Here is a 25,213-nt window from a genome sequence, read left to right as displayed (position 1 = left end):
GAAGGACGGCCGGCATGGCCACCATTCGACCAGCGCGCGACGACGAGGCGAAAGAGTTGCCCGATATCGAGCAATCCGCCGGGCTGGCGTTTCGTTCCATACCGGACCTCGCCTGGATCGCCGAAGACGGCAATATGAGCGTCGAGCGGCACCGCGCGCTGACCACGGAGGGCACATGCTGGGTCGCCACGGACAAGCGCGACCGCGCCATCGCCTTCTTGAGCGCCAGCGTTGAGGACGATGCATTGCATATCCTGGAATTCGACGTTCGTTTTGAGTGGCAAGGCTCGGGCATCGGCCGAGCCCTGCTGGAGACCGTCATCGAGGAGTCCAGGCGGCGCGGCCTTGCAACGATCACGCTGACGACATTTCGCGATGTTGCTTGGAACGTGCCGTTCTACCGAAAGTTCGGATTCCGCGTCCTGGAGGATGCGCAGATCGATGCGCGGCTCGCCGGGTGGCTGAGACAGGAAGCCGCGCACGGCATGCCGGTGAGCCGGCGCTGCGCAATGCTGCTCGATCTCGCGCGGATTTAACGGCGGCTATTCCAGATATTCACTGACCTCGATCAGATTGTCGTCGGGATCGCGGAAATAGACAGACATCATGCGGCCGCGTGCGCCGATCCGCTCTACTGGTCCAAGTTCCACCGCCACACGATCGGCTTCGAGACTGGCGAGGAGTTCGCCGAGCGGCCGATCGGTGATCAGGCAGAAATCACCGGCTCCGGGCGTCGGCGACTTCGCCTTCGGCTCGAAGGTGCGGCCGACCTCGTGGACATTGATCTTTTGGTTGCCGAAAGCCAGGGCTGTCGGCAGGCCCGGCGTATCGATGCGCTTAAAGCCCAGAACGCGCTGGTAAAAGGCGCAGGTCGCCTCGAGTGAGGCCACCGTCAGCACGAAATGATCGATACTGATGATCATCCCGCCCCTCTCAGATATTGCGACTGCCCGGCTTGATCGCCGGTATGGCGGCGAGTTCCGGCGGCAACCGATCGGCCGGATAGGCCGGCACCTCGTACTCGGCGAGGGCGATCAGCGGCACGCCGACATCGGTCTTGCCCGCCGAGCGGTCGATGATGCAGGCCGCCGCCGTGACCTCGGCGCCAAGTTCGCGCAGGCAGTCGATGGTCTCGCGGATAGACAATCCAGTGGTGACGATGTCCTCGACAATGACGACACGCGCGCCGCGCGCGATCTCGAAGCGGCGCAGCCGGAACTCGCCCCCTTCCCGCTCGACCCAGATCGCCGGCACGCCAAGATGGCGCGAAGTCTCGTAGGCCGGGATCAGCCCGCCGATGGCCGGGCCCACGACATAGTCGATTTTGCCCGGCACGGCGGCGCGGATCTTTTCGGCCAGCGCCTTGCACAGCCGCTCGGTCTTGTCGGCATGCATGAATACGCGCGCCTTCTGCAGGAAGACAGGGCTGCGCAGACCCGATGTCAGGATGAAATGCCCCTCCAGGACAGCACCAGCCTGGCGAAAGATATCCAGCACTTCGTCCGTATTCATCCGTCCATCCCCGTGTAGATCAGCCGAGCTAGCCATTGACACGCCGTGCATCGCTGACGCTCGAATTGTCCTTGAGCTGCGACAGCAGCCGGTTGAGATGCTTCAGATCCCAGACTTCGAGATCGATCAGCATTTCGGTGAAATCGGGCGCGGTGCGCACCATTGACAGCGTATGGATGTTGGCATCGTTCGAGGCAACGACCTGGGCGATGTCGGCGAGCGATCCCGGTGCATTGATGGCGGTGACGGAAACACGCGCGGGGAAGCGTTCCTTGGTGCGCTCGTCGATGTCCCAGCGCACGTCAATCCAGCGCTCGGGCTGGTCGTCGAAAGCCTGCAGCGCCGGCGACTGGATCGGATAGATGGTAATGCCGGTGCCCGGCTGCACGATGCCGACGATGCGGTCGCCAGGCACCGCCCCTTCCGGCGCGAAACGCACCGGCAGGTCGCCGCGCACGCCACGGATCGGCACCGCGCCGTCGCGCGGCTGGTCCTTGTCCTTGCGCGCGGCACGGCCCGGGATCTGGAACAGCATGCCGGCGGCGTTGCGGATCTTCGACCAGCCTTCCTCGCGCTGCTTGGGCGCCGCCGGCGTGACGCGCTCGTCCTTGTAATCTGGGAAGACGGCTTTCATGACGTCGGTGGACGCCAATTCGCCGCGGCCGACGGACGCCAGCACGTCCTCGATGTCCTTGCGCGCCAGCCGGTGCAGGACGGGCTTCAGGTTTTCCTTGGTGAAATTCTTGCCGGCCCGCTCGAAAGCCCGTTCGAGAATGCGCGCGCCGAGACCCGAATACTGCTTGCGGATGGCGTTCTTGGTGGCGCGGCGAATGGCGGCGCGCGCCTTGCCAGTGACGACGACGGATTCCCACGCGGCCGGCGGCACCTGCGCCTTGGAGCGGATGATCTCCACCTCGTCGCCATTCTTCAGCTCCGTCATCAGCGGCATGATGCGGCCGTTGACCTTGGCGCCGACGCAGGTGTCGCCGACATCGGTGTGAACCGCATAGGCGAAGTCGATCGGCGTGGCACCTTTCGGCAGCGCGATCAGCATGCCCTTGGGGGTGAAGCAGAACACCTGATCCTGGAACAGTTCCAGCTTGGTGTTCTCGAGAAAATCCTCGGGATTGTCGCCCTCGGCGAGTTGTTCGATCGTGCGCCTCAGCCAGGCATAGGCATTGGTTTCCTTCGAGATCGAATGGGCCGTGCCGTTCGCCTTGCCGCCGGTATCCTTGTAGATCGAATGGGCGGCGACGCCATATTCGGCGATCTTGTTCATCTCGCGGGTGCGGATCTGAAGCTCGACGCGCTGACGCGACGGCCCGACGATGGTGGTGTGGATCGAGCGGTAGTCGTTCTGCTTCGGTGTTGAGATGTAGTCCTTGAAACGGCCGGGCACCATCGACCAGGCGGTGTGGATGGCGCCAAGCGCGCGATAGCAGTCCTCGACATTGTCGACGACGACGCGAAAGCCGAAAATGTCGGACAATTGCTCGAAGGAGAGCGCCTTGGCCTCCATCTTGCGGAACACCGACCACGGCTTCTTCTGCCGGCTTTTGACGCCTGCATTGATCGCGTGTTTCTCGAACAGAGCCGACAGCGCTTTCTCGATCTCCGACAGCACACCCTTGTTGCGCTCGAAAATCTCGGCGAGCCTGGCGGTGACGGCGCGATAGGCTTCCGGATTGATGTAGCGGAAGGCGATCTCCTCCAGTTCCTCGCGCATGCCCTGCATGCCCATGCGCCCGGCCAGCGGCGCATAGATATCCATCGTCTCCTCGGCGATGCGCAGGCGCTTGGCTTCCGGCACATGGTCGAGGGTGCGCATATTGTGCAAGCGGTCCGCGAGCTTGACCAGAAGCACGCGCACGTCTTCCGAGATCGCCAGCAGAAGCTTGCGCAGGTTCTCGGCCTGCTCGGCCTTCTTGGAGACGAGGTCGAGCTTCTTCAGCTTGGTCAGACCCTCGACCAGCTTGCCCATCTCGGGCCCGAACAGTTCGTCGATCTCGGCCCTGGTCGCCGTGGTGTCCTCGATCGTGTCATGCAGCAGGGCGACGGCGATCGTCGCCTCGTCCATGTGCATTTCGGTGAGGATGGCGGCGACTTCGAGCGGATGCGAGAAATAGGGGTCGCCGGAAGCGCGCTTCTGGTGGCCATGCTTCTGCATGGCATAGACATAGGCCTTGTTGAGCAACGCCTCGTTGACGTCAGGCTTGTAGCGCTGGACGCGCTCGACAAGCTCATACTGACGCATCATGGGCGGAATCTCTCGGCGATGAAATGAATCATGCGCCGCACTGCTGCACGGCGCATGTCATAGATAGCCACGAAACTGCCGGGACGGAAGTGCCGGAAGATTGTTCCAGGCGCCTCCGCAAAGCAGTCTTAGTAGTCGTCGCTCTTTTCCGGCGGCACCAGGCCTTCGATGCCGGCCAGCAGGTCTTCCTCGGTCATGCGATCGAAGGCGATGTTGTCCTCCGCATCATCGGTATCGGCGGCCGTGACGGCTGCGCCGGTCTGATCGGCGATCGCCTCGCCATCGGCTTCGGGCTCGTCGACCTCGACATGCTTCTGCAGCGAATGGATCAGGTCTTCCTTGAGGTCGTCGGGCGACAATGTCTCGTCGGCGATCTCGCGCAGTGCGATGACCGGGTTCTTGTCATTGTCGCGCGGGACGGTGATCTGCGCGCCTTGGCTGATCTGACGAGCACGGTGGCCGGCCAGAAGCACCAGCTCGAAGCGGTTGTCGACCTTGTCGATGCAATCTTCAACGGTTACGCGGGCCATGGATTGCCCCTTTCATGCCTGGATTTAATGGAAAACAGGCGCGGTCAATAACCCGAACGCCGCCGAAATACAAGCATTATGGAATGCCGGGGCCGGAGAACGCAGGATCTGTCATTGCTTTGTCGGATTTCCCCCGAAGCCGGTTTCGGTCGAGCTCCGGTGCGCCCGGTACCAAGCCGGCGATCACAATTGCTTGCAGTGCGGCAACGCACCCTTGGATTGCCACAAAACTGGCGTTATTTCGAAAAGCGTAAGGTCAGCCGGTTTATTGCGAACCCTACTGATAGTCGCATTTCGTTTTGACGGCCGCTTATTTCGAAAAGGAATTTTTCCATGTTCGACCCCCGTGAAAAGATCGCCCTGTTCATCGACGGCGCCAATCTCTACGCCACGTCGCGCGCGCTCGGTTTCGACATCGATTATCGCAAGCTCCTGTCGAGCTTCCAGAAACGCGGTTACCTGCTGCGCGCCTACTATTACACCGCCCTGGTCGAGGATCAGGAATATTCCTCGATCCGGCCGCTGATCGACTGGCTCGACTATAACGGCTTCAAGGTCGTCACCAAGCCGGCCAAGGAATTCACCGACTCGACCGGCCGCCGCAAGATCAAGGGCAACATGGACATCGAATTGACCGTCGATGCGCTGGAACTGGCCGATGTCGTCGACCACTATGTCATCTTCTCCGGGGACGGCGATTTCCGCACGCTGGTCGAGGCGCTGCAACGGCGCGGGCGCAAGGTGTCGATCGTCTCGACCATGGCCTCGCAGCCGCCGATGATCTCCGACGATCTGCGTCGCCAGGCCGACCATTTCATCGACCTGATGACGTTGAAGAACGAGGTGGGCCGCGATCCCTCCGAAAGGCCGGTGCGCCGACCCGAACCGGCCGAGACGGAAGAGGACGAGTACTGAGGGCGGCTGCGTTGGCCGCACATCTGGCCGCCTCCCCGGAACCCGATCGCGATTGCCCGCTCTGTCCGCGGCTGCATGGTTTCATTGCCGAGTGGCGGCAACGCGAGCCATCGTGGTTCAACGCGCCGGTTCCGACCTTCCTGCCGCCCGAAGGCGACGATTCGGTCCGGCTGCTGATCGTCGGGCTTGCGCCCGGCCTGCGCGGAGCGAACCGCACGGGCCGGCCTTTCACGGGCGACTATGCCGGCGACCTGCTCTACGGCACGTTGATCGCGCACGGCCTGGCGCGCGGCGAGTTCAAGGCGCGGCCTGACGATGGGTTGGAGCTCGTTGGAACGGCAATCACCAACGCCGTCCGCTGCGTGCCTCCCGAGAACAAGCCTGTGGGCGCCGAGATCGCCACCTGCCGGACTTTCCTTGTGCCGACGATCGCACGGTTTCCCAATTTGCGGGCCGTGCTGACACTTGGTTCGATCGCGCACCAGTCGACCGTGCGGGCACTGGGCCAGCGCGTCGCCGCCTATCCCTTCAAGCATGGCGGGCGGCAGGAGGCCGGGGGCATCACGCTGTTTTCCAGCTATCACTGCTCGCGCTACAACACCAACACCGGCGTGCTGACCGAAGCGATGTTCGTCAGCGTTTTCAGGGAAATTGCGGCGTTCCTGGATTCGTAGGGTCTGGAATTGGCTTACAACGCCGGCGCGAACAATGCGGACAGTTTCTCCTGACCGCCTTGCAGGACGTTCAGGTCGACGTCACCGACGATGCCTCGACGCGGCCCCTGTTGTGGTACTGCCAGTAGACCCAATCGTCGCGACCCGGCTCGAGCAGCAGTGAGCGAAGCCAGAGCGGACGGGCGGCGATCTGTCCTGCATAGGCCGTTGCTGCATCGTCGGTCAGATAGATGATGGCTTTCTTGCCAAAGGCGGCTTCAACGGGACCGAGGAAGGCCTGGAGTTCGGTGTCGAGTTGTTCGGGCGAAGGACGCTGCGGGCAATTGCCGCCGAACTCGATGTCGACAACCGGCGGCAGCAAAGGCTGGTCGTGCGGCACCACGGCGATGAAATTCTTCGCCTGGTCGGCGCCCGGCCGGCAGAAGGTGAAAAAGTGATAGGCGCCGACAGCGAGCCCGGCAGCACGAGCCTCGCGCAGATTGATGGCAAAGGCATCGTCGACATGATCGCCGCCCTCGGTCGCCTTGATGACCGCAAAGGCGACATCGGCGGCGGCAACGCGTCGCCAGTCGATCCGGCCCTGATGATGCGAAACGTCGATGCCCCTGACAGGATATTTGCCGCGATCCGGAGAAAACGCATGGAAATAGAAGAAGCCGCCAGCGACCATGAGCATTGCAAAAACCAGGCTGACCGATCCCCAGAGGATGATCCGGTTCTTCAAGACTGTCCCCTCCGGTATTCTGGCTCCTTGGCTAGAACCCTGAAAGCCAAACACTTATCCGCTTGGCTACCGCCTGGTGGCGGTCACCCGCGCTCTTTCAAGAGCCTGCCCTTCTCACGCGACCAGTCGCGCTGCTTTTCCGTCTCGCGCTTGTCATGCAGCTTCTTGCCGCGACCGACGGCGAGCAGCAGCTTGGCCCGGCCCTGGTCGTTGAAATAGATCTTCAGCGGCACCAGGGTCATGCCTTCGCGGTCGACGCTCTGCGACAGCCTGGCCATCTCGCGCTTGTTGAGCAGCAGTTTGCGGCGCCGGCGCGGCTCGTGGTTGAAGCGGTTGGCCTGCAGATATTCCGGTAGATAGGAGTTGATCAGCCAAATCTCGCCGCCCTCGACCGAGGCATAGCTGTCCTGGATGTTGGCCTGGCCCTGGCGCAGCGACTTGACCTCGGTGCCGGTCAGCACCAGGCCGGCCTCGATCGTGTCGAGCACCTCATAGGAAAACCGCGCCTTGCGGTTTTCCGCAACGGTCTTGTTGTTGGGATCGGCTTTTCTGACTTGATTCATAATGCGGAGAGGTGGCGCCTCATCCCTAATTTATCAAGCCGGCGTGCTTCATCGCCGCGTCGATCTTTTCGGCCGTCGACTGTTCGACCGTGACCAGCGGCGAACGCAGCACGTTCTCGACCTTGCCGAGCTTCGAAAGCGCATATTTGGCGCCGGATACGCCGGGTTCGATAAAGATCGCCTTGTGCAGCGGCAGCAAGCGATCCTGCAATTCCAGCGCCTTGGCGCTGTCGCCGGACAGCGTCGCCTCCTGGAATTCAGCACAAAGCCGCGGCGCGACGTTGGCCGTCACCGAGATACAGCCGACACCGCCATGCGCGTTGAAGCCGAGCGCGGATGCATCTTCGCCGGAAAGCTGGATGAAATCCTTGCCGCAGGTCATACGCTGCTCGGAAACCCGTTCGACCTTGCCGGTCGCGTCCTTGACGCCGACGATATTCTTGAAGTCGTGCGCCAGCCGGCCCATCGTCTCCGGCATCATGTCGATGACCGAGCGCGGCGGGATGTTGTAGATGATGATCGGCAGCTTGGTTGCCCTGGCGACGGCGGCGAAGTGCTCATAGAGGCCGCGCTGCGTCGGCTTGTTGTAGTAGGGAGTGACGACAAGTGCAGCATCGGCGCCTGCCTGTTCGGCATATTGGACCAGGCCGATCGCTTCCGCGGTGTTGTTGGAGCCGGCGCCGGCGACGACCGGGGCGCGGCCCCTGGCCGCCTCGATGCAGACCTTGACCACCTGACGATGCTCGTCATGCGACAGCGTCGGCGACTCGCCGGTGGTGCCAACGGGAACAAGGGCTGTCGTGCCCTCCGCAAGTTGCCAGTCGACAAAGGCTCGAAAGGCTTTCTCGTCGAAACGCCCGCTCTTTTCGAACGGTGTCACGAGCGCGGTCAGCGAGCCTCTCAGCATGTTCGTCCAACTCCTTGGGACTTCTTGTTCACGCATATCGTTATCCCAAACCGGTAGTCACTTTTGGGCGATAGGCATGGGTGTTTTCGTCTCTGGTCTTAATGTCGCGCCTTCTAACCGAAAGCGAGGCGGCGCACCATAGTCTCGACATGGTTGCGCGGCAAGCATTGCCATGCTGCCAGCAAACGCAATTCGAACGGCCTCGATAACCTTTTGTTAACTGGCCCTTCATGACCTAAGTTTACGGTCTGGTCCAGGTCGCGAAGCTTCCGCGCCTGCTGGTGATGTGTAAAGGCTGAACGATGCCGACTAGGCGGCCTCATCTTTTCGCGCTCCTAGGCGCGGTCGTCGCGCTGATGCCCGAGATGGCGATCGGCGGCAGCGTCGACGTGCAGTTGACATCGGCCATTCCGATACCCGGCATGCAAGGCTCGCAAGATGCGGGTCCACGCGATACGGCCCCCTCTGTCAGCATCGTGCAGTTGAAGAGCGGTCTGGACGCACTGGCGGCGGGCGACATTCCCGGTGCCCGCGCCGCACGCGATGCCCTTCCCGCCCGTTCGCTCGACCAGCACATCCTTGCCTGGGCAATCGCGCTTTATGGCGGCGACAAGGTGCCGAGCGGCGACATTGCGGCCGCAGCGAAAATGCTGCCCAACTGGCCAGGGACAACCGCGCTGCGCAAGAACAGCGAACGCGCACTCTATCGCGAGAACCCCGCCCCCGACATCGTTGTGCAGGCGTTCGACGGCAGCCAGCCGCAGACATTCGAAGGCGTGATGCTTCTTGCCCGCGCCTATATGGCGCTAGGCAAGACAGAGGCGTCGCGTTCGGTGCTGGTACCGTTCTGGCGCACCGCGATCCTGGAGGCCAAGGACGAGACAGCGCTGATCAAGGAATTCGGCGGGCTGATCCCGGCCGCCGATCACCGATTCCGCATGGAGCGCATGTTCTACGCCGACCGGGTCGGCGCGGCGCAGCGCGTCGCCGGCCCGGCGCAAGCGGAGCAACTGGCCACCGCCTGGGCGGCGGCCGACAAGGGCGACAAGAACACCCCCAAGCTGCTCAAGGCGGTGCCGCCTTCACAGCGTTCGGCCGGCTATTTCTTCGCGCAAGCCGAATATCTGCGCAAGCAAGACAATATTGCCGACGCCGCCGCCATCGTGATGAAGGCGCCGACGGATCGCGAAGCGCTGGTCGACCCGGATGCCTGGTGGGTGGAGCGCCGGGTACTGTCGCGCGAGCTGGTCGACAAGGGTGACATGAAGGCTGCCTACAAGATCGTCGCCATGCATGCGGCCGAAAGCACCGCGAACGCCGCCGAAGCCGAATTCCATGCCGGCTGGTACGCTCTGCGCGGCCTGAACGATCCCAGGCTTGCGGCAACCCATTTCGCGCGCATCGCCGACCTTGCCCAGGGACCGATGACATTGTCGCGCGCCTATTACTGGCTCGGCCGCGCCGCCGAAGTTGGTGGTCCGGGTAACGCAAAGGACTATTTTGCGCGCGCGGCGGCCTATGGCACGACATTCTACGGCCAGCTCGCCGCCGAGCGCATTGGTCGCCCGGCGCTGAACATCGCCTATCCCACGCCGAGCGCCGCCGATCGCCAGAGTTTCGTCGGCCGCGAAGCCGTCGCCGCCATCAAGCGGTTGCAGGAGGCGGGCTACGACCGCTATGCCGAGACGCTCTATCGTGACCTTGCAGGACAGTTGACCAGCCCGGGCGAACTGGCGCTGCTGGCCGTGCTGGCGGAAAAGCAGGGCAACCACTTCATGTCGCTCAAGATCGGCAAGATCGCCGGCGCGCGTGGCATCGACGTCGGCGCGCTGTCGCATCCTTTGGGGGTCATCCCCGATAGCGCCGATATTTCCGGTTCGGGCAAGGCGCTGGCCTATGCCATCGCCCGCCAGGAAAGCGAATTCAACATCGGCGCCATATCGAGCGCCGGCGCGCGCGGGCTGCTGCAGCTGATGCCGGCAACCGCCAAGCAACTGGCGAAGAAGGCCGGGCTGCAATTCTCGCAGGCACGCCTGACCACCGACGCCGGCTACAATGCGACGCTGGGCTCGGCCTTCCTCGGCCAGCAGCTCGACCGCTTCAACGGCTCCTATGTGCTGACCTTCGCCGGCTACAATGCCGGCCCCAGCCGCGCTGCCCAATGGGTGGCGAAATACGGCGATCCGCGCGGCAAGGACATCGACGCCGTCGTTGACTGGATCGAGCGGATTCCTTACACGGAAACAAGGAGTTATGTGCAGCGCGTGATGGAGAACTACGAGGTGTACAAGATGCGCATTTCCGGCAAGTATGACATTGTGGGAGATCTTGTGAACGGGCGAAGTTGACGGCTTTCGTTTCCTTGCGAGAGGAGTTGGCCTCGCGCGGATCCACTCGCCTTGGCTGAGTGAAGGGCCTCGCCACCTTCGGCCCGCAAGAGGAGAAGTAACTGCTCCATTTGACCATCCCTTCCCTCGCCTGTAGCAGACGGACCATCCGGCGAGAGCAAGGGGCAGCATTCCAATGGCGAGCGAAGGTTTCTCCGATTTCTTCTACGCGGGACCCAATGGGCTGAAGCTCCATGCCCGGATCTATGGCGACGCAAATTCGCGACATTGGCCAGTCGTCTGTCTGCCCGGGCTCACCCGCAATGCACGCGACTTCCACGAACTCGCGCTCTATTTGGCCGGCAAAGCGGGAAGCCCACGCAAGGTCGTCGCCTTTGACTGTCGCGGCCGCGGGCAGTCCGATTATGATCCCGATGTCAGCCGCTACAATGTCGGCGTCGAAGCCGGCGACATTCTTGCCGGACTGGCGGCATTGGGAATCGAGGAAGCCGCCTTCGTCGGCACCTCGCGCGGCGGCCTGGTCATTCACGTCCTGGGTGCGCTGCGGCCGGCCATATTGAAAGCGATCGTGCTGAACGATATCGGACCGGTGATCGAGCCGGCCGGCCTTGCCTATATCCAGTCGTATCTCGAACGCAAACCGAAGCCGAAGACCTTCGCCGAAGCAGTGGCAGCCCAACGCCGCGTTCATGGCCGGGATTTTTCAGCGCTCGCCGATGCGGACTGGGAGCGCATGGTGCTGGCGCTCTACCGCGAAACGGATCAGGGCCTGCTGCCGGATTTCGACCCGAAGCTGGTCGACACTGTTGCAAATCTCGACCTGACGCAGCCGCTGCCGGCGCTGTGGCCGCAATTCGACGCGCTGTCGGCCCTTCCCATGCTCGCCATACGCGGCGCCAATTCGAGTTTGCTGTCGGTGGACACACAGCGGCAGATGCGGGAGCGCCATCCGGCAATGCAGACGATCACCGTCGAAGGCCAGGGTCACGCCCCTTTTCTCGAAACCGGAACCTTGCCGGGCGACATCGCCGCTTTCCTCGACAGAGCCGAGCGGCTGCCGACTCGCCTTTAAAAACCGTTGCCGGCGAGGCAAACGACAGCAGGGCGACCAAGGTAGGTTCCGAAGCCGGAATAGCATGCCTGAAATAACCCGCAGATCGGGGGATCCACGGAATTGGTTGTCCACAGCGTCTTCAAAGCGTGAACTTATCGGGACTTTGAGGCCTTCTTCATCGCCTTAGCCGTGGTCTTCACGGCTGCCGGCTGGTCTGCCGCACCGCGCGCGGCAGCGCGCGGGGACGGTTCGGGCGCTGCCTTCACGCTGTCGGCGCCGCCAGACCGGGGTACTTCCAGCACGGTGACGCAGCCGTCGAGGTCATTGGTGGCCAGATGCGCATAGCGCATCGTCATCGACAGGGTCTGGTGGCCGAGCCACATCTGCACGCGCCTGATGTCGATACCGCCCTGAACAAGACGCGAGGCGCAGGTATGGCGCAGAATGTGCGGCACCACCTGGTCGTCGGCGGCCAGACCGACTTCGGCCTTCGCATCGTTCCAGATGGCACGGTATTGAGCCTGGCTGAATGTAGTGAACGGGCCTTTCGGCCGACGGCCTTCGCCGGGAGGCAGCTTGATCACTTCCTTGACACGCTCGGTCATCGGAATGGTGCGGCTTCGGCCGGACTTGGTGATCCAGAAGGAGACGCGATGCTCCTGGATGTCGTTCCAGATCAGCCCGAGCGCCTCGCCAAGGCGGCAGCCAGTGTCGACCAGGAAGACGGAAAGCCGGTAGGCATCCTCGCTGCGGCTCCTGATGGCAGCAAACAGCCTGGCCTCCTCGTCCCTTTCAAGGAAACGAATCCGTCCCGACCGCTCCTTCTGGCGGCGGAACTCGGGCAGGCTGTGGATATCTCCCATCTTGTAGGCCTTGCGCAGCAGTTTGCTGAGGGCAGCCATCTTCCGATTGATGGTTGCGTTGCTGTTGCCGCGCTGGCGCAAGGTGCCGATAAGGTTGTCCAGGGTACTCTGGTCAAAGGCGCTGAAACGCTCCCCGAGCAGAATCTCGTCTATCTCGCCGATGAACGAGCTGACATTGTATTTATGTCGCCCATCATCCCACAATATATCTCGATATGCTGAAAAAAGATCTCCAACCCTATGCGATTTTACTTCTCGTATCCTATTGTAGGTGTAGTTAAACTTTGAGTTCTGAGAAGAAAACATCGAAAAATGATCGGAGGGCTCGCCCTCTTGAATCGCTTCGGTCGTCATCATTTGCCACACCCCCGAGTGGGATAGATTCAGCCCTATCCGCTTGGGAGCGTCCTTTCAAGAGATTTGAATCACGCAGTTGTGATTTCATCCGCCATCAGCGGATCCCACGAAACCATCCCACGGACTCTATTCAGCTACCGTTACCCCCTGTTCCTTCTGTTTGCCTTGATCCAGTCACGAAACAAATCCAGCCCGGGCGTTGATGCGCCCGGGCTGGATTTCACCTGTATGGAACCAGCCCTTAGAACGAGCGCTGGAAGCGGAGGATACCGCCGATGCTGCTCTTCTTGTCGGCGCCGGTCCAGTTCGAGAAGTCGGCGTCGTCGAACCTGCCTGCATTGAGGTAGTCGACTTCGGCCGTGACCGTGAAGCCCGGGACGACGTCGTAGGCGATGTTCGCCGCGATGCCCAGGTTCTTCCAATCGTCATACGACACCTGCGCGTTGAACGAGGTCTTCTCGTTGAACTTGTAGGTACCGCCGCCCCAGACAGCCCAGTTGCCGCCCCACTGCTTGTAGAAACCGCGACCATGGGCGTCGACAAAATTGCCGGCGTCGTCGTTGAGGTTGTCATCGGTGCCGTAACCGCCCATGACCCACAGCGACAGTGCGTCGTTGACGTTCACGTCCAAACGAACCTTGCCGGCAACTTCTTCGTAGTTGCTGTCATAAGCGACGACACCGCTGATGGCGCCCCAGCCCTGCGTCCACTTCAGACCGCCGACGACATGCGGAACGTAGCTGTCGATCGTGCCGACAACGCCCGCGCCTTCTTCGAGCGAGACCACGGCCGAAAAGCCGTTGCCAGCGTCGAAGTAGTACTGGACGACGTTGGTGTCGAAGTCACCATAAGGAACCAGCGTATCCTGGATGACGTTGCCGGCGTAGCCGACGAACGTATCGAAGGCCGATTCGTCCTTACCAACCCGGAGACCACCGAGCTGGATCCAGGCGAAGTTCAGCGAGACGTCCTTGTTATGGGCGGTGTTGAACGGCTCGATTGCGTTGTCGTTGCCGAAGTTGAAGCGGGTCTCGGTGTAGGTCTTCAACGTGCCGAGCTCGGTTTCCTGACCGGTCCAAGTCTTCAGCGTGAAGCGGGCATTTTTGTGCCAGGCATCATTTACCGAGCCGTCCTGGTGGTCCGCAGTCTTCGAACCGTTGAACGTGCCGACGTCGCCGCCGCCGATGTCATAACGGATGTAGCCGCCGATGCGCAGGCAGGTCTCGGTGCCGGGGATGTAGAAGTAGCCAGCGCCGTAGACGTCGCAAATCTTGACGTATTCAGCGGGCTCCGGCTCGGCGACGACGACGGCGTCGGCGGCGCGCGCACCGGAAACTGCGATCAGGGCCGCAGCGGAGCCGAGAAGAAGGCTCTTGATGTTCATTTTCTGACCTCCAGTCAAAAGTTAAAAAACGGGTCTGGGTATTCTTTGCTGAAGGACAGCGTTCCCTGCCCCATCCCCACTACCGAAAAAGATGCGCACCGCGCCGCTCCTTCGAAATCGACATTACCCATGAGCAGACGGGGTTCAACCACGATCGTACCGGCGAAAGGGCTGTGCGGCTGCTATCCCCCATCGTTGTTGCACAAATGACACGATTTGGCCTCACTCAGAAAGCTCTCATTAACCTTCGGCCCGCCCCAGCCCCTTGTTTACGGGCGAATCCGGCGATCGGCTGACGGAATCATGGCGAGGCCTTGAGCCACCAGCCAGGGAATCGCCGCAGAACCGCCGCATCGCGGAAAGCCGCAGGCCGGTGCGTTCTTATTTTTCCGTATAATGGCTTCTTTTTCCGAGATATTGGCTGGGGCTTGTTGATTGTGCCGGCGCTTTTCTTTATCCAGCGGCGCAACGGAGAGGTGGCCGAGTGGTCGAAGGCGCTCCCCTGCTAAGGGAGTAGAGGTCAAAAGCTTCTCGTGGGTTCGAATCCCATCCTCTCCGCCATCCTGCTTCGCTCTTCGAGCTTCGCAGGACAAGCCCAGACCAGACCTCAGCGCGAAGCAGGATGCCCTCCGAAGCCTCGGCGAAGGAGGGCCGGTCGTGTGGTATGTATACCTGCTGGAAAGTAAGACTGCCGACGGTGAGCGTTATGTCGGCATCACGTCCGACCTGAAGCGACGGCTTGCCGAGCACAATGAGGGAAAATCCAGTCATACATCCAAGTTCCTGCCATGGCAGATCGTCACCTATGTGGCGTTCTCGAATCAAGCCAAGGCGACTTCATTTGAGCGTTATCTCAAATCCGGTTCCGGGCACGCCTTCGCCAGCAAACGTCTGTGGTGAATGCCCCTTCCTTTGTGAAAAATCCAGGGATTCCCGGAAAAACGCAGCAATACTAATTGTTTGCTGCAAAAACACGCACCACCAAAACGGTTGTTTCGTTCGATTCTGACTGGAGGTCAGAAAATGAACATCAAGAGCCTTCTTCTCGGCTCCGCTGCGGCCCTGATCGCAGTTTCCGGTGCGCGCGCCGCCGACGCCGTCGTCGTCGCCGAGCCGGAGCCCGCTGAATACGTCAAGATTTGCGACGTCTACGGCGCTGGCTACTTCTACATCCCCGGCACCGAGACCTGCCTGCGCGTCGGCGGCTATGTCCGTTACGACATCGGCGTGGGCGACACCGGCTCGTTCGACGGTGCGAAGGCTGCCGATCACCAGGATGGCGACGACCACAACACCTACTACAAGAACACGCGCTTCACGCTGAAGACCTGGACCGGCCAGGAAACCGAACTCGGCACGTTGAAGACCTACACCGAGACCCGCTTCAACTTCGGCGACGACAATGCCTTCGACGAGCCGATCAACGCCGCCCACAACCGGGACGTCTCGCTGAACTTCGCCTGGATCCAGCTCGGTGGTCTCCGGGTTGGTAAGGACGAATCGGCCTTCGATACGTTCGTCGGCTACGCCGGCAACGTCATCCAGGATACGCTGGTTCCTTACGGCGATTTCGACACCAACGTCGTCCAGTACTACTTCGATGCCGGCAACGGCTTCTCGGCCGTGGTTTCGCTCGAAGAAGGCACCGGTACCGACACGATCGACAGCTATGTTCCGCATGTCGTCGGCGGCGTGAAGTATACGCAGGGCTGGGGCGCCATCACCGGCGTCGTCGCTTATGACAGCAATTACGAGGAAGTTGCCGGCAAGGTTCGCTTGGACGTCAATGTCAGCGACGCACTGTCGCTGTTCATCATGGGCGGCTACGGCACTGATGACAACCTCAACGACGATGCCGGCAATTTTGTCGAAGCCCATGGTCGCGGCTTCTACAAGGCGTGGGGCGGCAACTGGGCTGTCTGGGGCGGCGGCACCTACAAGTTCAACGAGAAGACCTCGTTCAACCTTCAGGTGTCTGCTGACGACTGGAAGAACGTCGGCGTTGCGGCGAACGTGGCTTATGACGTCGTTCCCGGCTTCACCGTCACGGCCGAAGTCGACTACCTCCATGCCGGCCGGTTTGACGATGCTGGCTTCATCAACCCATCGTTTACGCCTGCCGATAAGAAGAACAGCGTCGGCGGTATGCTCCGCTTCCAGCGCTCGTTCTAACAGCTATCGCTTCGAATATAGAAACCCGGCGGGCAACCGCCGGGTTTTTTCATTGGGGATTTCGACTGCGCGATTCCGCAGCGGACGATGATTGCTCTGGGATGCATCAGGTGTTTGGATCAGGCGGGCGGCAACGATTGCTCATTGCGCGCAACTTGCACCCGCCTACTGACCGCGCTAGCAAGAAGCCCCTTCCCTCACGCGAGCTTTTGCCATGCGTCTGCGCCCTCCCCTTATGCCGCTCGTTGCAGCGCTTCCGTCGACCGTGCCGTTTGTCGGCCCCGAAGCGCAGGAGCGCGAGCGCGGGCGTGCATTCCGCGCCCGCATCGGCGCCAATGAGAGCAGCTTCGGGCCGTCGCCGCGCGTCATCGCCCGGATGGCTGAGATCGCGCGCGACATGTGGATGTATTGCGATCCCGACAATCACGACCTGAAAGTGGCCGCGGCAGCGCATCATAATCTGAAGGTCGAGAACGTCGTGGTCGGCGAAGGCATCGATGGCCTGCTCGGCCTGGTGGCGCGCATGTATGTGGCGCCTGGCGATGCGGTGGTCACCTCGCTCGGCGCCTATCCCACCTTCAACTTCCACATTGCCGGTGTCGGCGGACGGCTTGTCACCGTGCCCTATGCGAACGACCACGAGGATTTGGAAGGGCTGCTGGCTGCGGCCGCCAGAGAGAAAGCGCCGCTGGTCTATCTGTCCAATCCGGACAACCCCATGGGGAGCTGGTGGGAAGCGGCCGAGCTGACGCGCTTCATCGAAGCGCTGCCGGAAACCACCATGCTCGTGCTCGATGAAGCCTATGGAGAATTGGGGCCGGCCTCCGCACTGCCGCCCATCGACGTCTCGCGGCCGAACGTCATCCGCATGCGCACCTTTTCGAAAGCTTACGGGCTTGCCGGCATACGCTGCGGCTATGCGGTCGCCGAGGCCCAGGTGATCAGCGATTTCGAGAAGATCCGCAACCACTACGGCGTCAGCCGCATGGCGCAGGTGGCGGGCGTCGAGGCGCTCGCCGACCAGGATTATCTGGATTCAGTGGTGGCGCGGGTGGCGGCAGGGCGCCGGCGCATCGCGCAGATAGCCGAACAGAACGGGCTGACGCCGCTGCCGTCGGCGACCAATTTCGTTACCATCGATTGCGGCCGCGACGGCGCTTTCGCGCTGAAGATCCTGCAAGGCCTGTTGGCGCGCGACGTCTTCATCCGCAAGCCGATGGCGCCGGGGCTCGATCGTTGCATCCGCGTCAGCGTCGGACTGGACCACGAGCTCGACATTTTTGCCGAGGAACTGCCCGGCGCACTGGCCGCCGCCCGTGGAAACTAAACGAGTGTTGCCATAGCGGCGACACTTGCCGGCCCGTTAGAGATCGAGTTCCCAGTTCTGGCCGGTCAGTTCCTTGCCGAAACTGTGATGGCGCTCCTGTGAGACCAGTCTGAACCCGGCGCGCTCATAAATCGCGCGGGCGGCGACCAGAATATCATTCGTCCACAGAACGAGCTTGATGTAGCCGCAGGCGTGCGCCTGGTTCACGCATTCCGCAACCAGGCGCTTGCCGATGCCCAACCCGCGCGCCGCAGCCTCGACATGCAGCAGCCGCAGTTTCGCGACCTCGTCGTCCTGGTGAACCAGAAACACCGCGCCAAGCGGGAGGCCGGCGCGTTCGGCGATCCAGCAGAAATCGCGCCCTGGCTTGAAATTGCGGATGAAGTCGGCTCCGATTTCGGCAACCAAGGCTTCGAACTCGATGCTCCAGCCATATTCCTCGGCATAGAGCTGGGCCTGACGCTGAACCACCCAGCCAATGTCGCCGACGCGATGCGGACGCAACGTCACGACGGGGGGCGCCGCCTGGCCTTCAGCCGCCGGATCGCCCAGCAGCTCCGCTGCCTTGCGCAAGGCGTCGCCGAGTTCGGCCAAGCTGTGGTCGGGCAGGTTCTCGATAAGCCGGGAAGTGTCGCGGTCCGCCGCGGCCTGCAAACCGGCAAGGGCGGCCCGTCCCCTTGCCGTCAGCGACAGAATACGCCTTCGCCGGTCGACCGGATCGTTCCGGGTTTCGGTCAGGCCTTCTCCGGCGAATTTTCGCAGGATCCGCGTCAGATAGGCGGGGTCGAGACGCAGCTGCTTGGCGATGTCGGAAGCGGCTGGGCCGATATCGATGTCGAATGCTTCCGAAAGGAAGCCGCGCTCACCGGCGATTTCCGCCGCTGCCGGGCGATCCCGGTGGCCAAGCTCGAACAGAACACGCGCCTCCGTGAGCGTGAACGGGCTCTGCGTCAAGGTCTCGTCGAGAAGACCGACAGTGCGGGTGTAAAAACGGTTGAAGTGCCTGATATCGGCCACCAAAGCACTGCGTTGGTCCAGCATCTGCGTTCAGCCCTGGATTATGATCGTCGCAGTGTGAGAAATTTAGTGGACTGAGTCAATTAAATTCGAGTTCGACTCGGGCCCCCTCCATCCTCGTTTCGACCGGCCTGTTGCATTCCCCGTCGCCTGCGCCAGATTCCAGCAGACGAGCCTCGGGAGAGACGCAATGGCTGACGATCGCAAGGCAGTGCGTGTGCGGGCCCACGGCAAGGTGCAAGGCGTCGGCTACAGGATCTGGGTCCGAAGCCAGGCCGCCAGCCTTGGGCTTACGGGCTGGGTGCGCAATGAAGCGGATGGCTCGGTGACCGCCGAGATTGCCGGCACAGGCGAAGCCGTCTCGACCATGATCGGCCGGCTTTGGAAAGGACCGCCGGGAGCGTCCGTTTCCGGGATTGACGTCGAGGATGCGGTATCCAGCAATCCTGTTACCGGCTTCCGGATCGATGCCTGATGCGGCTTCGGCATACCTCTTGAATTAATTGAACGTTCGTTTTATTAATTCGCAACAAGGGAGGCTCTTTTGGCGCGCACGACAGGATCCGATGGCGGGAAGACCGAGGCGGCAGCCCGCGAGGCGGCGGTCAACCTGATCGCACAGCTCGGCTATGAGGCGATGTCGATGCGCCAGCTGGCGGCCGAAGTCGGCGTGCAGGCGGCCGCGCTCTATCGCTATTTCCCGACCAAGGAGGATTTGCTGTTCACGCTGATGCGCGAGCATATGGAGGAGCTGATCGCAGCCTGGAACGCCGCACGACCAGCCGATGCCGATCCGGCAAGCCGGCTTTCGGCCTATGTCGAGAACCACATCGCCTTCCACATCGCCCGCCGCCATGCGACGCATGTTTCGAACATGGAGCTGCGCAGCCTGTCGCCCGAAAGACTGACGCAGATACTGCGGATGCGCACGGCCTATGAGAAGGAACTGCGCACCATTCTGCGTGACGGCGCCGAGGCAGGCGTGTTCGTCGTCGAAGATACCGGCCTCACCGCCATGGCGCTGATCCAGATGATGACCGGTGTCATCGTCTGGTTCCGGCCGGGCGAGCGGCTGTCGATCGCAGAAGTCACGGCGACATATCTTTCGATGACGATGCGGCTCGTCGGCGCGAGGATCGACACGTACAGCGCCGCACGTCCGTTTGGACGCGCAAACGACGCCGTGGGATTTTAGTTTCGCGCATGATCCTTTCCGAAAATCCAAGTCGATTTTCGGGGGTCATGCGGCAGGAGGAACCGGATGTACACGAACACGCTCAGCTTCGGGCATGACGAGGATATCGAGGCATTGCGCGAGCTGGTGCGGCGCTTCGCCCAGGACAGGATCGCGCCGATCGCGGCGGAAATCGACCGCTCGAACGAATTCCCGGCGCATCTGTGGGCGGAACTCGGCAATCTCGGCCTCCTCGGCATCACCGCCGATCCGGAGTTCGGCGGCGGCGGCATGGGTTACCTCGCCCACGTGATCGCGGTCGAGGAGATCTCAAGGGCCTCGGCCTCGGTCGGCCTGTCCTACGGCGCCCACTCCAATCTCTGCGTCAACCAGATCAACCGCTGGGCAACGCCGGCGCAGAAGGAGAAATTCCTGCCGCCGCTTTGCTCGGGCGAGCGCGTCGGCGCGCTAGCCATGTCGGAGCCCGGCGCCGGCTCCGACGTCGTCTCGCTCAAGCTGCGCGCCGAAAAGCGCAACGACCGGTACGTGCTCAACGGCACCAAGATGTGGATCACCAACGGCCCGGACGCCGAGACGCTGGTGGTCTATGCCAAGACCGATCCGGAGCGCCATGCCCGCGGTATCACCGCCTTCATCGTCGAAAAGGCCTTTGCCGGATTTTCGGTCGCGCAAAAGCTCGACAAGCTCGGCATGCGCGGCTCCAACACCGGCGAACTGGTTTTCGATAATGTGGAGGTGCCGTTCGACAACGTGCTGCACGAGGAAGGGTGTGGCGTCGAGGTGCTGATGTCTGGTCTCGACTATGAGCGCACGGTGCTGGCCGGTGGCCCGATCGGCCTGATGGCCGCGTGTCTCGACGTCGCGGTGCCCTATGTGCATGAGCGCAAGCAGTTCGGCCAGGCGATCGGGGAATTCCAGTTGGTGCAAGGCAAGCTCGCCGACATGTACACGACGATGAACGCCGCGCGCGCCTATGTCTACGCGGTCGCCGCCGCCTGCGACCGCGGCCAGACCACCCGCAAGGACGCCGCAGGCTGCATTCTGTTTGCCGCCGAAAAAGCAACGCAGATGACGCTTGACGCACTCCAGCTTCTGGGTGGCAACGGATACATCAACGACTATCCGACCGGCCGGCTGCTACGCGACGCCAAGCTCTACGAAATCGGTGCCGGCACCAGCGAAATCCGGCGATGGCTGATCGGCCGCGAGATCATGGCGGAGGGGGTATAGCATGGCCGTCCTCCGGACCCAGATCTCCCCTTCCTCCGATACCTTCCACACCAATGCCGAACGCATGCGGGCGCTGGTCGGCGATATCGCCGAAAAGGCCGCGAGCGTCGAGCGCGGTGGCTCGGAAGAGGCGCGCGAGCGACACGTCGCGCGCGGCAAGCTGCTGCCGCGCGAGCGGCTGGCGCAATTGCTCGACACCGGGTCGCCCTTTCTCGAGATCGGCCAGTTCGCCGCATGGTCGATGTATGGCGAGGACATTCCCTCCGCCGGCATCATCGCCGGTATCGGGCGCGTCGAAGGCACGGAAGTGATGGTCGTCGTCAATGACGCCACGGTGAAGGGCGGCACCTATTACCCGCTGACGGTGAAGAAGCATCTGCGCGCGCAGGAGATCGCGCTGCAGAACAATCTGCCTTGCGTCTACCTGGTCGACAGCGGCGGCGCCAACCTGCCCAACCAGGACGAGGTGTTTCCCGACCGCGAGCATTTCGGGCGCATATTCTACAACCAGGCCAACATGTCCGCCTCAGGCATCCCGCAGATCGCCTGCGTCATGGGTTCGTGCACGGCGGGCGGCGCCTATGTGCCGGCAATGTCGGACGAGACGATCATGGTGCGCAACCAGGCGACCATCTTCCTCGGCGGTCCCCCGCTGGTGAAGGCCGCCACCGGCGAGGACGTCAGCGCCGAGGATCTCGGCGGCGCCGACGTCCATACACGGCTCTCCGGCGTCGCCGACCACTACGCGCTCGACGACGAGCATGCGCTGGCCATCTGCCGGCGCATCATCAAGAACCTCAATCGGAACAAGACCGTAAGCCTTGCCGTCCAGAAACCGATTCCGCCGCTTCATCCGGCAGATGAGATCTACGGCATCGTGCCGACGGATCTGCGCCAGCCCTATGACGTGCGCGAGGTGATCGCGCGCCTCGTCGACGGTTCGGAGTTCGATGAGTTCAAGCAGAATTACGGCACCACGCTCGTCACCGGCTTTGCCCATCTCCACGGCATGCCGGTCGGCATCATCGCCAACAATGGCGTGCTGTTTTCCGAAAGCGCGCTGAAGGGCGCGCATTTCATCGAACTGTGCTGCCAACGCAAGATTCCACTGGTGTTCCTGCAGAACATCACCGGCTTCATGGTGGGGCGCAAATATGAGGCAGGCGGCATCGCCAAGGACGGCGCCAAGCTGGTGATGGCAGTCGCCACCGCCCGCGTGCCCAAGGTCACCGTGATCATCGGCGGCTCGTTCGGCGCCGGCAACTACGGCATGTGCGGGCGCGCCTACTCGCCCCGCTTCCTGTGGATGTGGCCGAACGCCCGCATTTCGGTGATGGGCGGCGAGCAGGCGGCGACGGTGCTGGCCATGGTCAAGCGCGAGGGTATCGAGCGCAAGGGCGGCGAATGGAGCGCTGAGGAAGAAGCGAAGTTCAGGAAGCCGATCCTGATGAAATACGAGCATGAAGGCCACCCGCTCTATTCCTCCGCAAGGCTATGGGACGACGGCATCATCGATCCGGCCAAGACGCGCGAGGTGCTGGCGCTCAGCCTCTCGGCCGCGCTCAACGCGGAGATCGAGGAAACGCGCTTCGGCGTGTTCAGGATGTGAAATGGGCGAGGTGCAGGACAGGATCCGCATTAACGTCGGCGACATCACCAAGTTGGATGTCGACGCCATTGTCAACGCGGCCAATTCCTCGCTGCTCGGCGGCGGCGGGGTCGACGGCGCCATTCACCGGGCGGCGGGGCCGGAACTCCTCGCCGAATGCCGCACGCTCAACGGCTGCAAGACCGGCGATGCAAAGTTGACCAAGGGCTATCGGCTGCCGGCCCGCTACGTCATCCATACGGTCGGTCCAGTCTGGCAGGGCGGCGGCAAGGGCGAGGCGGAGTTGCTCGCCTCCTGCTATCGGCGTTCGCTCGAAATCGCCGCCGAGAAGGAATGCCGCTCGGTCGCCTTTCCGGCGATCTCGACGGGCATCTACCGCTATCCGAGGGATGAGGCGGCAGCAATTGCAGTCGGCGCCGTAAATAGCTTCTTGAGCGGAAATACGACGCCGCAGACCGTCATCTTCTGCTGCTTCGACGAACAAATGGCCGAACTATACCGTGAGGCCGTTGCTTCCTCGAGGCGAACGCAGTCTACGGAGGTTTCATGTTCACAAAGATCCTGATCGCCAACCGAGGCGAGATCGCATGCCGGGTGATCCGCACGGCGCGCAGGATGGGGGTGCGCACGGTTGCCGTCTATTCCGATGCCGATGCGAAATCCCTGCATGTCGAGATGGCCGACGAGGCGGTACATATCGGTGCCTCGCCTGTCAGCGACAGCTATCTGCGCGGCGACAAGATCGTCGCGGCCGCCTTGGCGACAGGCTCGCAAGCCGTTCATCCCGGCTATGGCTTCCTGTCGGAAAATCCTGATTTCGTCGACCAGGTGGCGGCCGCGGGGCTCACCTTCATCGGCCCGTCGGCGGCCTCTATCCGCGCCATGGGGCTGAAGGATGCCGCCAAACGGCTGATGGAAAAGGCCGGCGTGCCCGTCGTGCCGGGCTACCATGGCGAGGCACAGGAGATCGTGGTCCTGGCCTCCAAGGCACGCGAAATCGGCTACCCCGTGCTGATCAAGGCGCGGGCCGGCGGCGGTGGCAAGGGCATGCGCCGGATCGAGCACCCCGACGAGTTTTCCGAAGCGCTGTCGAGCGCACGACGCGAGGCGAAATCCGCTTTTGGCGACGACCGTGTACTGGTGGAAAAATATATCGACAAACCGCGCCACATCGAGGTGCAGGTTTTCGGCGACAATTTCGGCAATGCCGTCCATCTGTTCGAACGCGACTGCTCGGTGCAGCGACGCCATCAGAAGGTTATCGAGGAAGCCCCCGCCCCCGGCATGACGGAGGCGTTACGCAAGGCGATGACCGAGGCGGCGGTGAAGGCCGCCAAGGCGATCAGCTACTGCGGTGCCGGCACCATCGAATTCATCGTCGATGCCTCGCAAGGCCTGACGCCTGACCGCTTCTGGTTCATGGAGATGAACACGAGGTTGCAGGTCGAGCACCCGGTCACCGAGATGGTCACCGGCACTGATCTGGTAGAATGGCAGTTGCGGGTCGCATCCGGCGAGAAGCTGCCGAAAACGCAAGGCGAGATAAAGCTAGCCGGCCACGCCTTCGAGGCGCGCCTCTATGCCGAGGATGCCGCAAGGGAGTTTCTGCCTGCGACCGGCACGCTGCATCATCTGAAATTTCCCGACATGGTTCCCCAAGGGGCCGCCATGCGTGTCGAAACCGGGGTGCGGGCCGGCGACGCCATTTCTCCCTATTATGATCCGATGATCGCCAAGCTGGTGGTGCATGGCGGGGACAGGCCGGCTGCGCTGGAGGCACTCGGCGCGGCGCTTGCGCGAACCGAAGTCGCCGGTTCGATCGTCAATACCGCCTTCCTCGCCGCGCTGGTGACCGATCCGGACTTTTCGGCGGGCGACGTCGATACCGGCCTGATAGGCCGCCACCAGCAGGCGCTGACCGAGATTGCGCCGCCGAGCGGCGAAACGGTCGCGGCCGCGGCCATAGCGGCCTCCGGGGCGGGCGCGCTGCCGGCATCGGATGATCCATGGTCGTCACTTGCCGGCTACACGCATTTCCATGGCATGGCACGACAGATCCGGCTGAAGTTTGGCGAGGACGATATTCTGGCAAGGGTTTCGGTACGACCAGACCGGCGTTCCCAGGTGACGCTCCATGCACCCTATGACAGCGCCAATTCGCATGACCTTCGCGCCGTTCCTCGCCTCGCCCGCTGGCCAGGCCACATCACGATATTCGAAGGCGCGGCCGGCTATACGTTCGCGGTGCCGGACCCGTTGGCCAGAGGCGATGATGCGGCGGCGGCGTCAGGCAGTTTGCGCGCGCCGATGCCGGGACTGGTCAAGCTTGTGCGGGCGACAAAGGGCGATACGGTGATGAAGGGGCAACCGCTGCTTATTCTCGAGGCGATGAAGATGGAGCACACCATCGCCGCGCCCCATGATGGCGTGATCGCCGAGATCGCCACCGAGGGCGCGCAGGTTACCGACGGCACTGTGCTGGTGCGGTTCGAGGATATGCAAGGCTGACAGCCTCGCTGCCGGACGCCAAGCGTCCCTGTCCTGCCGGACAGAGAGAGGCGCCGTAGAATGTCGA

The 25,213-nt window shown here is 62.5% G+C and carries 23 protein-coding genes, 1 tRNA gene and 1 pseudogene; 15 read left to right on the top strand and 10 right to left on the bottom strand.

Features of this window, described 5'->3' with window-relative positions:
* Nucleotides 1-14: 14 nt before the first annotated feature.
* Nucleotides 15-536: a GNAT family N-acetyltransferase gene (locus FJ426_RS06180; protein ID WP_140559459.1), complete on the top strand. Its 522-nt coding sequence runs from the start codon at nt 15-17 to the stop codon at nt 534-536.
* Between the two features lie 6 nt (nt 537-542).
* On the opposite strand, the gene FJ426_RS06175 is transcribed toward FJ426_RS06180, so the two are convergent.
* The 4 genes from FJ426_RS06175 to rpoZ form a co-directional block, all read right to left on the bottom strand.
* Nucleotides 543-923, bottom strand: coding sequence for a VOC family protein (locus FJ426_RS06175; protein ID WP_140559458.1), 381 nt, complete (start codon nt 921-923; stop codon nt 543-545).
* Nucleotides 924-933: 10 nt separating this feature from the next.
* Complete coding sequence (gene pyrE, locus FJ426_RS06170; RefSeq protein ID WP_140517801.1) at nt 934-1,512, bottom strand: orotate phosphoribosyltransferase; 579 nt, start codon at nt 1,510-1,512, stop codon at nt 934-936.
* A 28-nt stretch (nt 1,513-1,540) separates the two neighbouring features.
* Complete coding sequence (locus FJ426_RS06165) at nt 1,541-3,769, bottom strand: bifunctional (p)ppGpp synthetase/guanosine-3',5'-bis(diphosphate) 3'-pyrophosphohydrolase (protein ID WP_140517800.1); 2,229 nt, start codon at nt 3,767-3,769, stop codon at nt 1,541-1,543.
* Between the two features lie 128 nt (nt 3,770-3,897).
* Nucleotides 3,898-4,299 (bottom strand): DNA-directed RNA polymerase subunit omega, encoded by a 402-nt coding sequence (gene rpoZ, locus FJ426_RS06160; RefSeq protein WP_140494610.1) that lies wholly within the window; start codon nt 4,297-4,299, stop codon nt 3,898-3,900.
* A gap of 333 nt (nt 4,300-4,632) precedes the next feature.
* On the opposite strand from rpoZ, the gene FJ426_RS06155 reads away from it, so the two are divergent.
* Both FJ426_RS06155 and FJ426_RS06150 read left to right on the top strand, forming a co-directional pair.
* Nucleotides 4,633-5,214, top strand: coding sequence for an NYN domain-containing protein (locus FJ426_RS06155; protein WP_140494612.1), 582 nt, complete (start codon nt 4,633-4,635; stop codon nt 5,212-5,214).
* An 11-nt stretch (nt 5,215-5,225) separates the two neighbouring features.
* Complete coding sequence (locus tag FJ426_RS06150; RefSeq protein ID WP_246672586.1) at nt 5,226-5,888, top strand: uracil-DNA glycosylase; 663 nt, start codon at nt 5,226-5,228, stop codon at nt 5,886-5,888.
* A 14-nt stretch (nt 5,889-5,902) separates the two neighbouring features.
* Here FJ426_RS06150 and FJ426_RS06145 read toward each other — a convergent pair.
* The 3 genes and pseudogenes from FJ426_RS06145 to dapA all read right to left on the bottom strand — a co-directional run bounded on the left by FJ426_RS06145 (nt 5,903) and on the right by dapA (nt 8,082).
* Nucleotides 5,903-6,612 (bottom strand): annotated as a pseudogene (locus FJ426_RS06145) (GH25 family lysozyme).
* Nucleotides 6,613-6,695: 83 nt separating this feature from the next.
* Nucleotides 6,696-7,175 (bottom strand): SsrA-binding protein SmpB, encoded by a 480-nt coding sequence (smpB, locus tag FJ426_RS06140; RefSeq protein WP_140494616.1) that lies wholly within the window; start codon nt 7,173-7,175, stop codon nt 6,696-6,698.
* A gap of 25 nt (nt 7,176-7,200) precedes the next feature.
* A complete protein-coding gene (gene dapA, locus FJ426_RS06135; RefSeq protein ID WP_140517797.1) occupies nt 7,201-8,082 on the bottom strand; it encodes a 4-hydroxy-tetrahydrodipicolinate synthase in 882 nt (293 codons plus the stop codon).
* 302 nt (nt 8,083-8,384) lie between these two features.
* On the opposite strand from dapA, the gene FJ426_RS06130 reads away from it, so the two are divergent.
* Nucleotides 8,385-10,430 (top strand): lytic transglycosylase domain-containing protein, encoded by a 2,046-nt coding sequence (locus FJ426_RS06130; RefSeq protein WP_140559456.1) that lies wholly within the window; start codon nt 8,385-8,387, stop codon nt 10,428-10,430.
* Nucleotides 10,431-10,605: 175 nt separating this feature from the next.
* Complete coding sequence (locus tag FJ426_RS06125; RefSeq protein ID WP_140559455.1) at nt 10,606-11,502, top strand: alpha/beta hydrolase; 897 nt, start codon at nt 10,606-10,608, stop codon at nt 11,500-11,502.
* 134 nt (nt 11,503-11,636) lie between these two features.
* Here FJ426_RS06125 and FJ426_RS06120 read toward each other — a convergent pair whose 3' ends face one another.
* On the bottom strand, nt 11,637-12,704 hold the full coding sequence (locus FJ426_RS06120; protein ID WP_140559454.1) for a site-specific integrase: 1,068 nt from the start codon (nt 12,702-12,704) through the stop codon (nt 11,637-11,639).
* Between the two features lie 241 nt (nt 12,705-12,945).
* Entirely contained in the window at nt 12,946-14,088 is a 1,143-nt protein-coding gene (locus FJ426_RS06115; protein WP_140494624.1) for a porin, read from the bottom strand.
* A 470-nt stretch (nt 14,089-14,558) separates the two neighbouring features.
* Here FJ426_RS06115 and FJ426_RS06110 point away from each other — a divergent pair.
* The 4 genes from FJ426_RS06110 to FJ426_RS06095 all read left to right on the top strand — a co-directional run bounded on the left by FJ426_RS06110 (nt 14,559) and on the right by FJ426_RS06095 (nt 17,587).
* Nucleotides 14,559-14,649 (top strand) — tRNA-Ser (locus tag FJ426_RS06110).
* A gap of 96 nt (nt 14,650-14,745) precedes the next feature.
* Nucleotides 14,746-14,988: a GIY-YIG nuclease family protein gene (locus FJ426_RS06105; protein ID WP_140559453.1), complete on the top strand. Its 243-nt coding sequence runs from the start codon at nt 14,746-14,748 to the stop codon at nt 14,986-14,988.
* Between the two features lie 123 nt (nt 14,989-15,111).
* On the top strand, nt 15,112-16,260 hold the full coding sequence (locus FJ426_RS06100) for a porin (RefSeq protein WP_140494626.1): 1,149 nt from the start codon (nt 15,112-15,114) through the stop codon (nt 16,258-16,260).
* A gap of 214 nt (nt 16,261-16,474) precedes the next feature.
* Nucleotides 16,475-17,587 (top strand): pyridoxal phosphate-dependent aminotransferase, encoded by a 1,113-nt coding sequence (locus FJ426_RS06095; protein WP_140559452.1) that lies wholly within the window; start codon nt 16,475-16,477, stop codon nt 17,585-17,587.
* 36 nt (nt 17,588-17,623) lie between these two features.
* On the opposite strand, the gene FJ426_RS06090 is transcribed toward FJ426_RS06095, so the two are convergent.
* Entirely contained in the window at nt 17,624-18,628 is a 1,005-nt protein-coding gene (locus tag FJ426_RS06090) for a bifunctional helix-turn-helix transcriptional regulator/GNAT family N-acetyltransferase (RefSeq protein ID WP_140559451.1), read from the bottom strand.
* Between the two features lie 166 nt (nt 18,629-18,794).
* Here FJ426_RS06090 and FJ426_RS06085 point away from each other — a divergent pair, with 166 nt between their 5' ends.
* The 6 genes from FJ426_RS06085 (at nt 18,795) to FJ426_RS06060 (ending at nt 25,146) form a co-directional block, all read left to right on the top strand.
* Complete coding sequence (locus FJ426_RS06085; protein WP_140517994.1) at nt 18,795-19,079, top strand: acylphosphatase; 285 nt, start codon at nt 18,795-18,797, stop codon at nt 19,077-19,079.
* A gap of 69 nt (nt 19,080-19,148) precedes the next feature.
* The gene (locus tag FJ426_RS06080; protein WP_140559450.1) at nt 19,149-19,799 is read left to right on the top strand and encodes a TetR/AcrR family transcriptional regulator; all 651 of its coding nucleotides are present in this window, start codon (nt 19,149-19,151) and stop codon (nt 19,797-19,799) included.
* 66 nt (nt 19,800-19,865) lie between these two features.
* Nucleotides 19,866-21,029, top strand: coding sequence for an isovaleryl-CoA dehydrogenase (locus FJ426_RS06075; RefSeq protein ID WP_140559449.1), 1,164 nt, complete (start codon nt 19,866-19,868; stop codon nt 21,027-21,029).
* Between the two features lies 1 nt (nt 21,030).
* Nucleotides 21,031-22,638, top strand: a complete 1,608-nt coding sequence (locus FJ426_RS06070; protein ID WP_140517991.1) for a carboxyl transferase domain-containing protein — start codon at nt 21,031-21,033, stop codon at nt 22,636-22,638.
* Between the two features lies 1 nt (nt 22,639).
* Nucleotides 22,640-23,203 carry an O-acetyl-ADP-ribose deacetylase gene (locus FJ426_RS06065; protein ID WP_140517990.1) on the top strand — a complete coding sequence of 188 codons (564 nt, stop codon included), beginning with the start codon at nt 22,640-22,642 and terminating at the stop codon, nt 23,201-23,203.
* The gene (locus tag FJ426_RS06060; RefSeq protein WP_140559448.1) at nt 23,185-25,146 is read left to right on the top strand and encodes an acetyl/propionyl/methylcrotonyl-CoA carboxylase subunit alpha; all 1,962 of its coding nucleotides are present in this window, start codon (nt 23,185-23,187) and stop codon (nt 25,144-25,146) included. Before FJ426_RS06065 ends, FJ426_RS06060 begins: the two co-directional genes overlap by 19 nt.
* The last annotated feature ends 67 nt before the right edge of the window (nt 25,147-25,213 follow it).

Source organism: Mesorhizobium sp. B2-6-4 (assembly GCF_006441495.1).
Lineage (GTDB): Bacteria > Pseudomonadota > Alphaproteobacteria > Rhizobiales > Rhizobiaceae > Mesorhizobium.
This window is presented reverse-complemented; position numbering and strand designations above follow the sequence as displayed.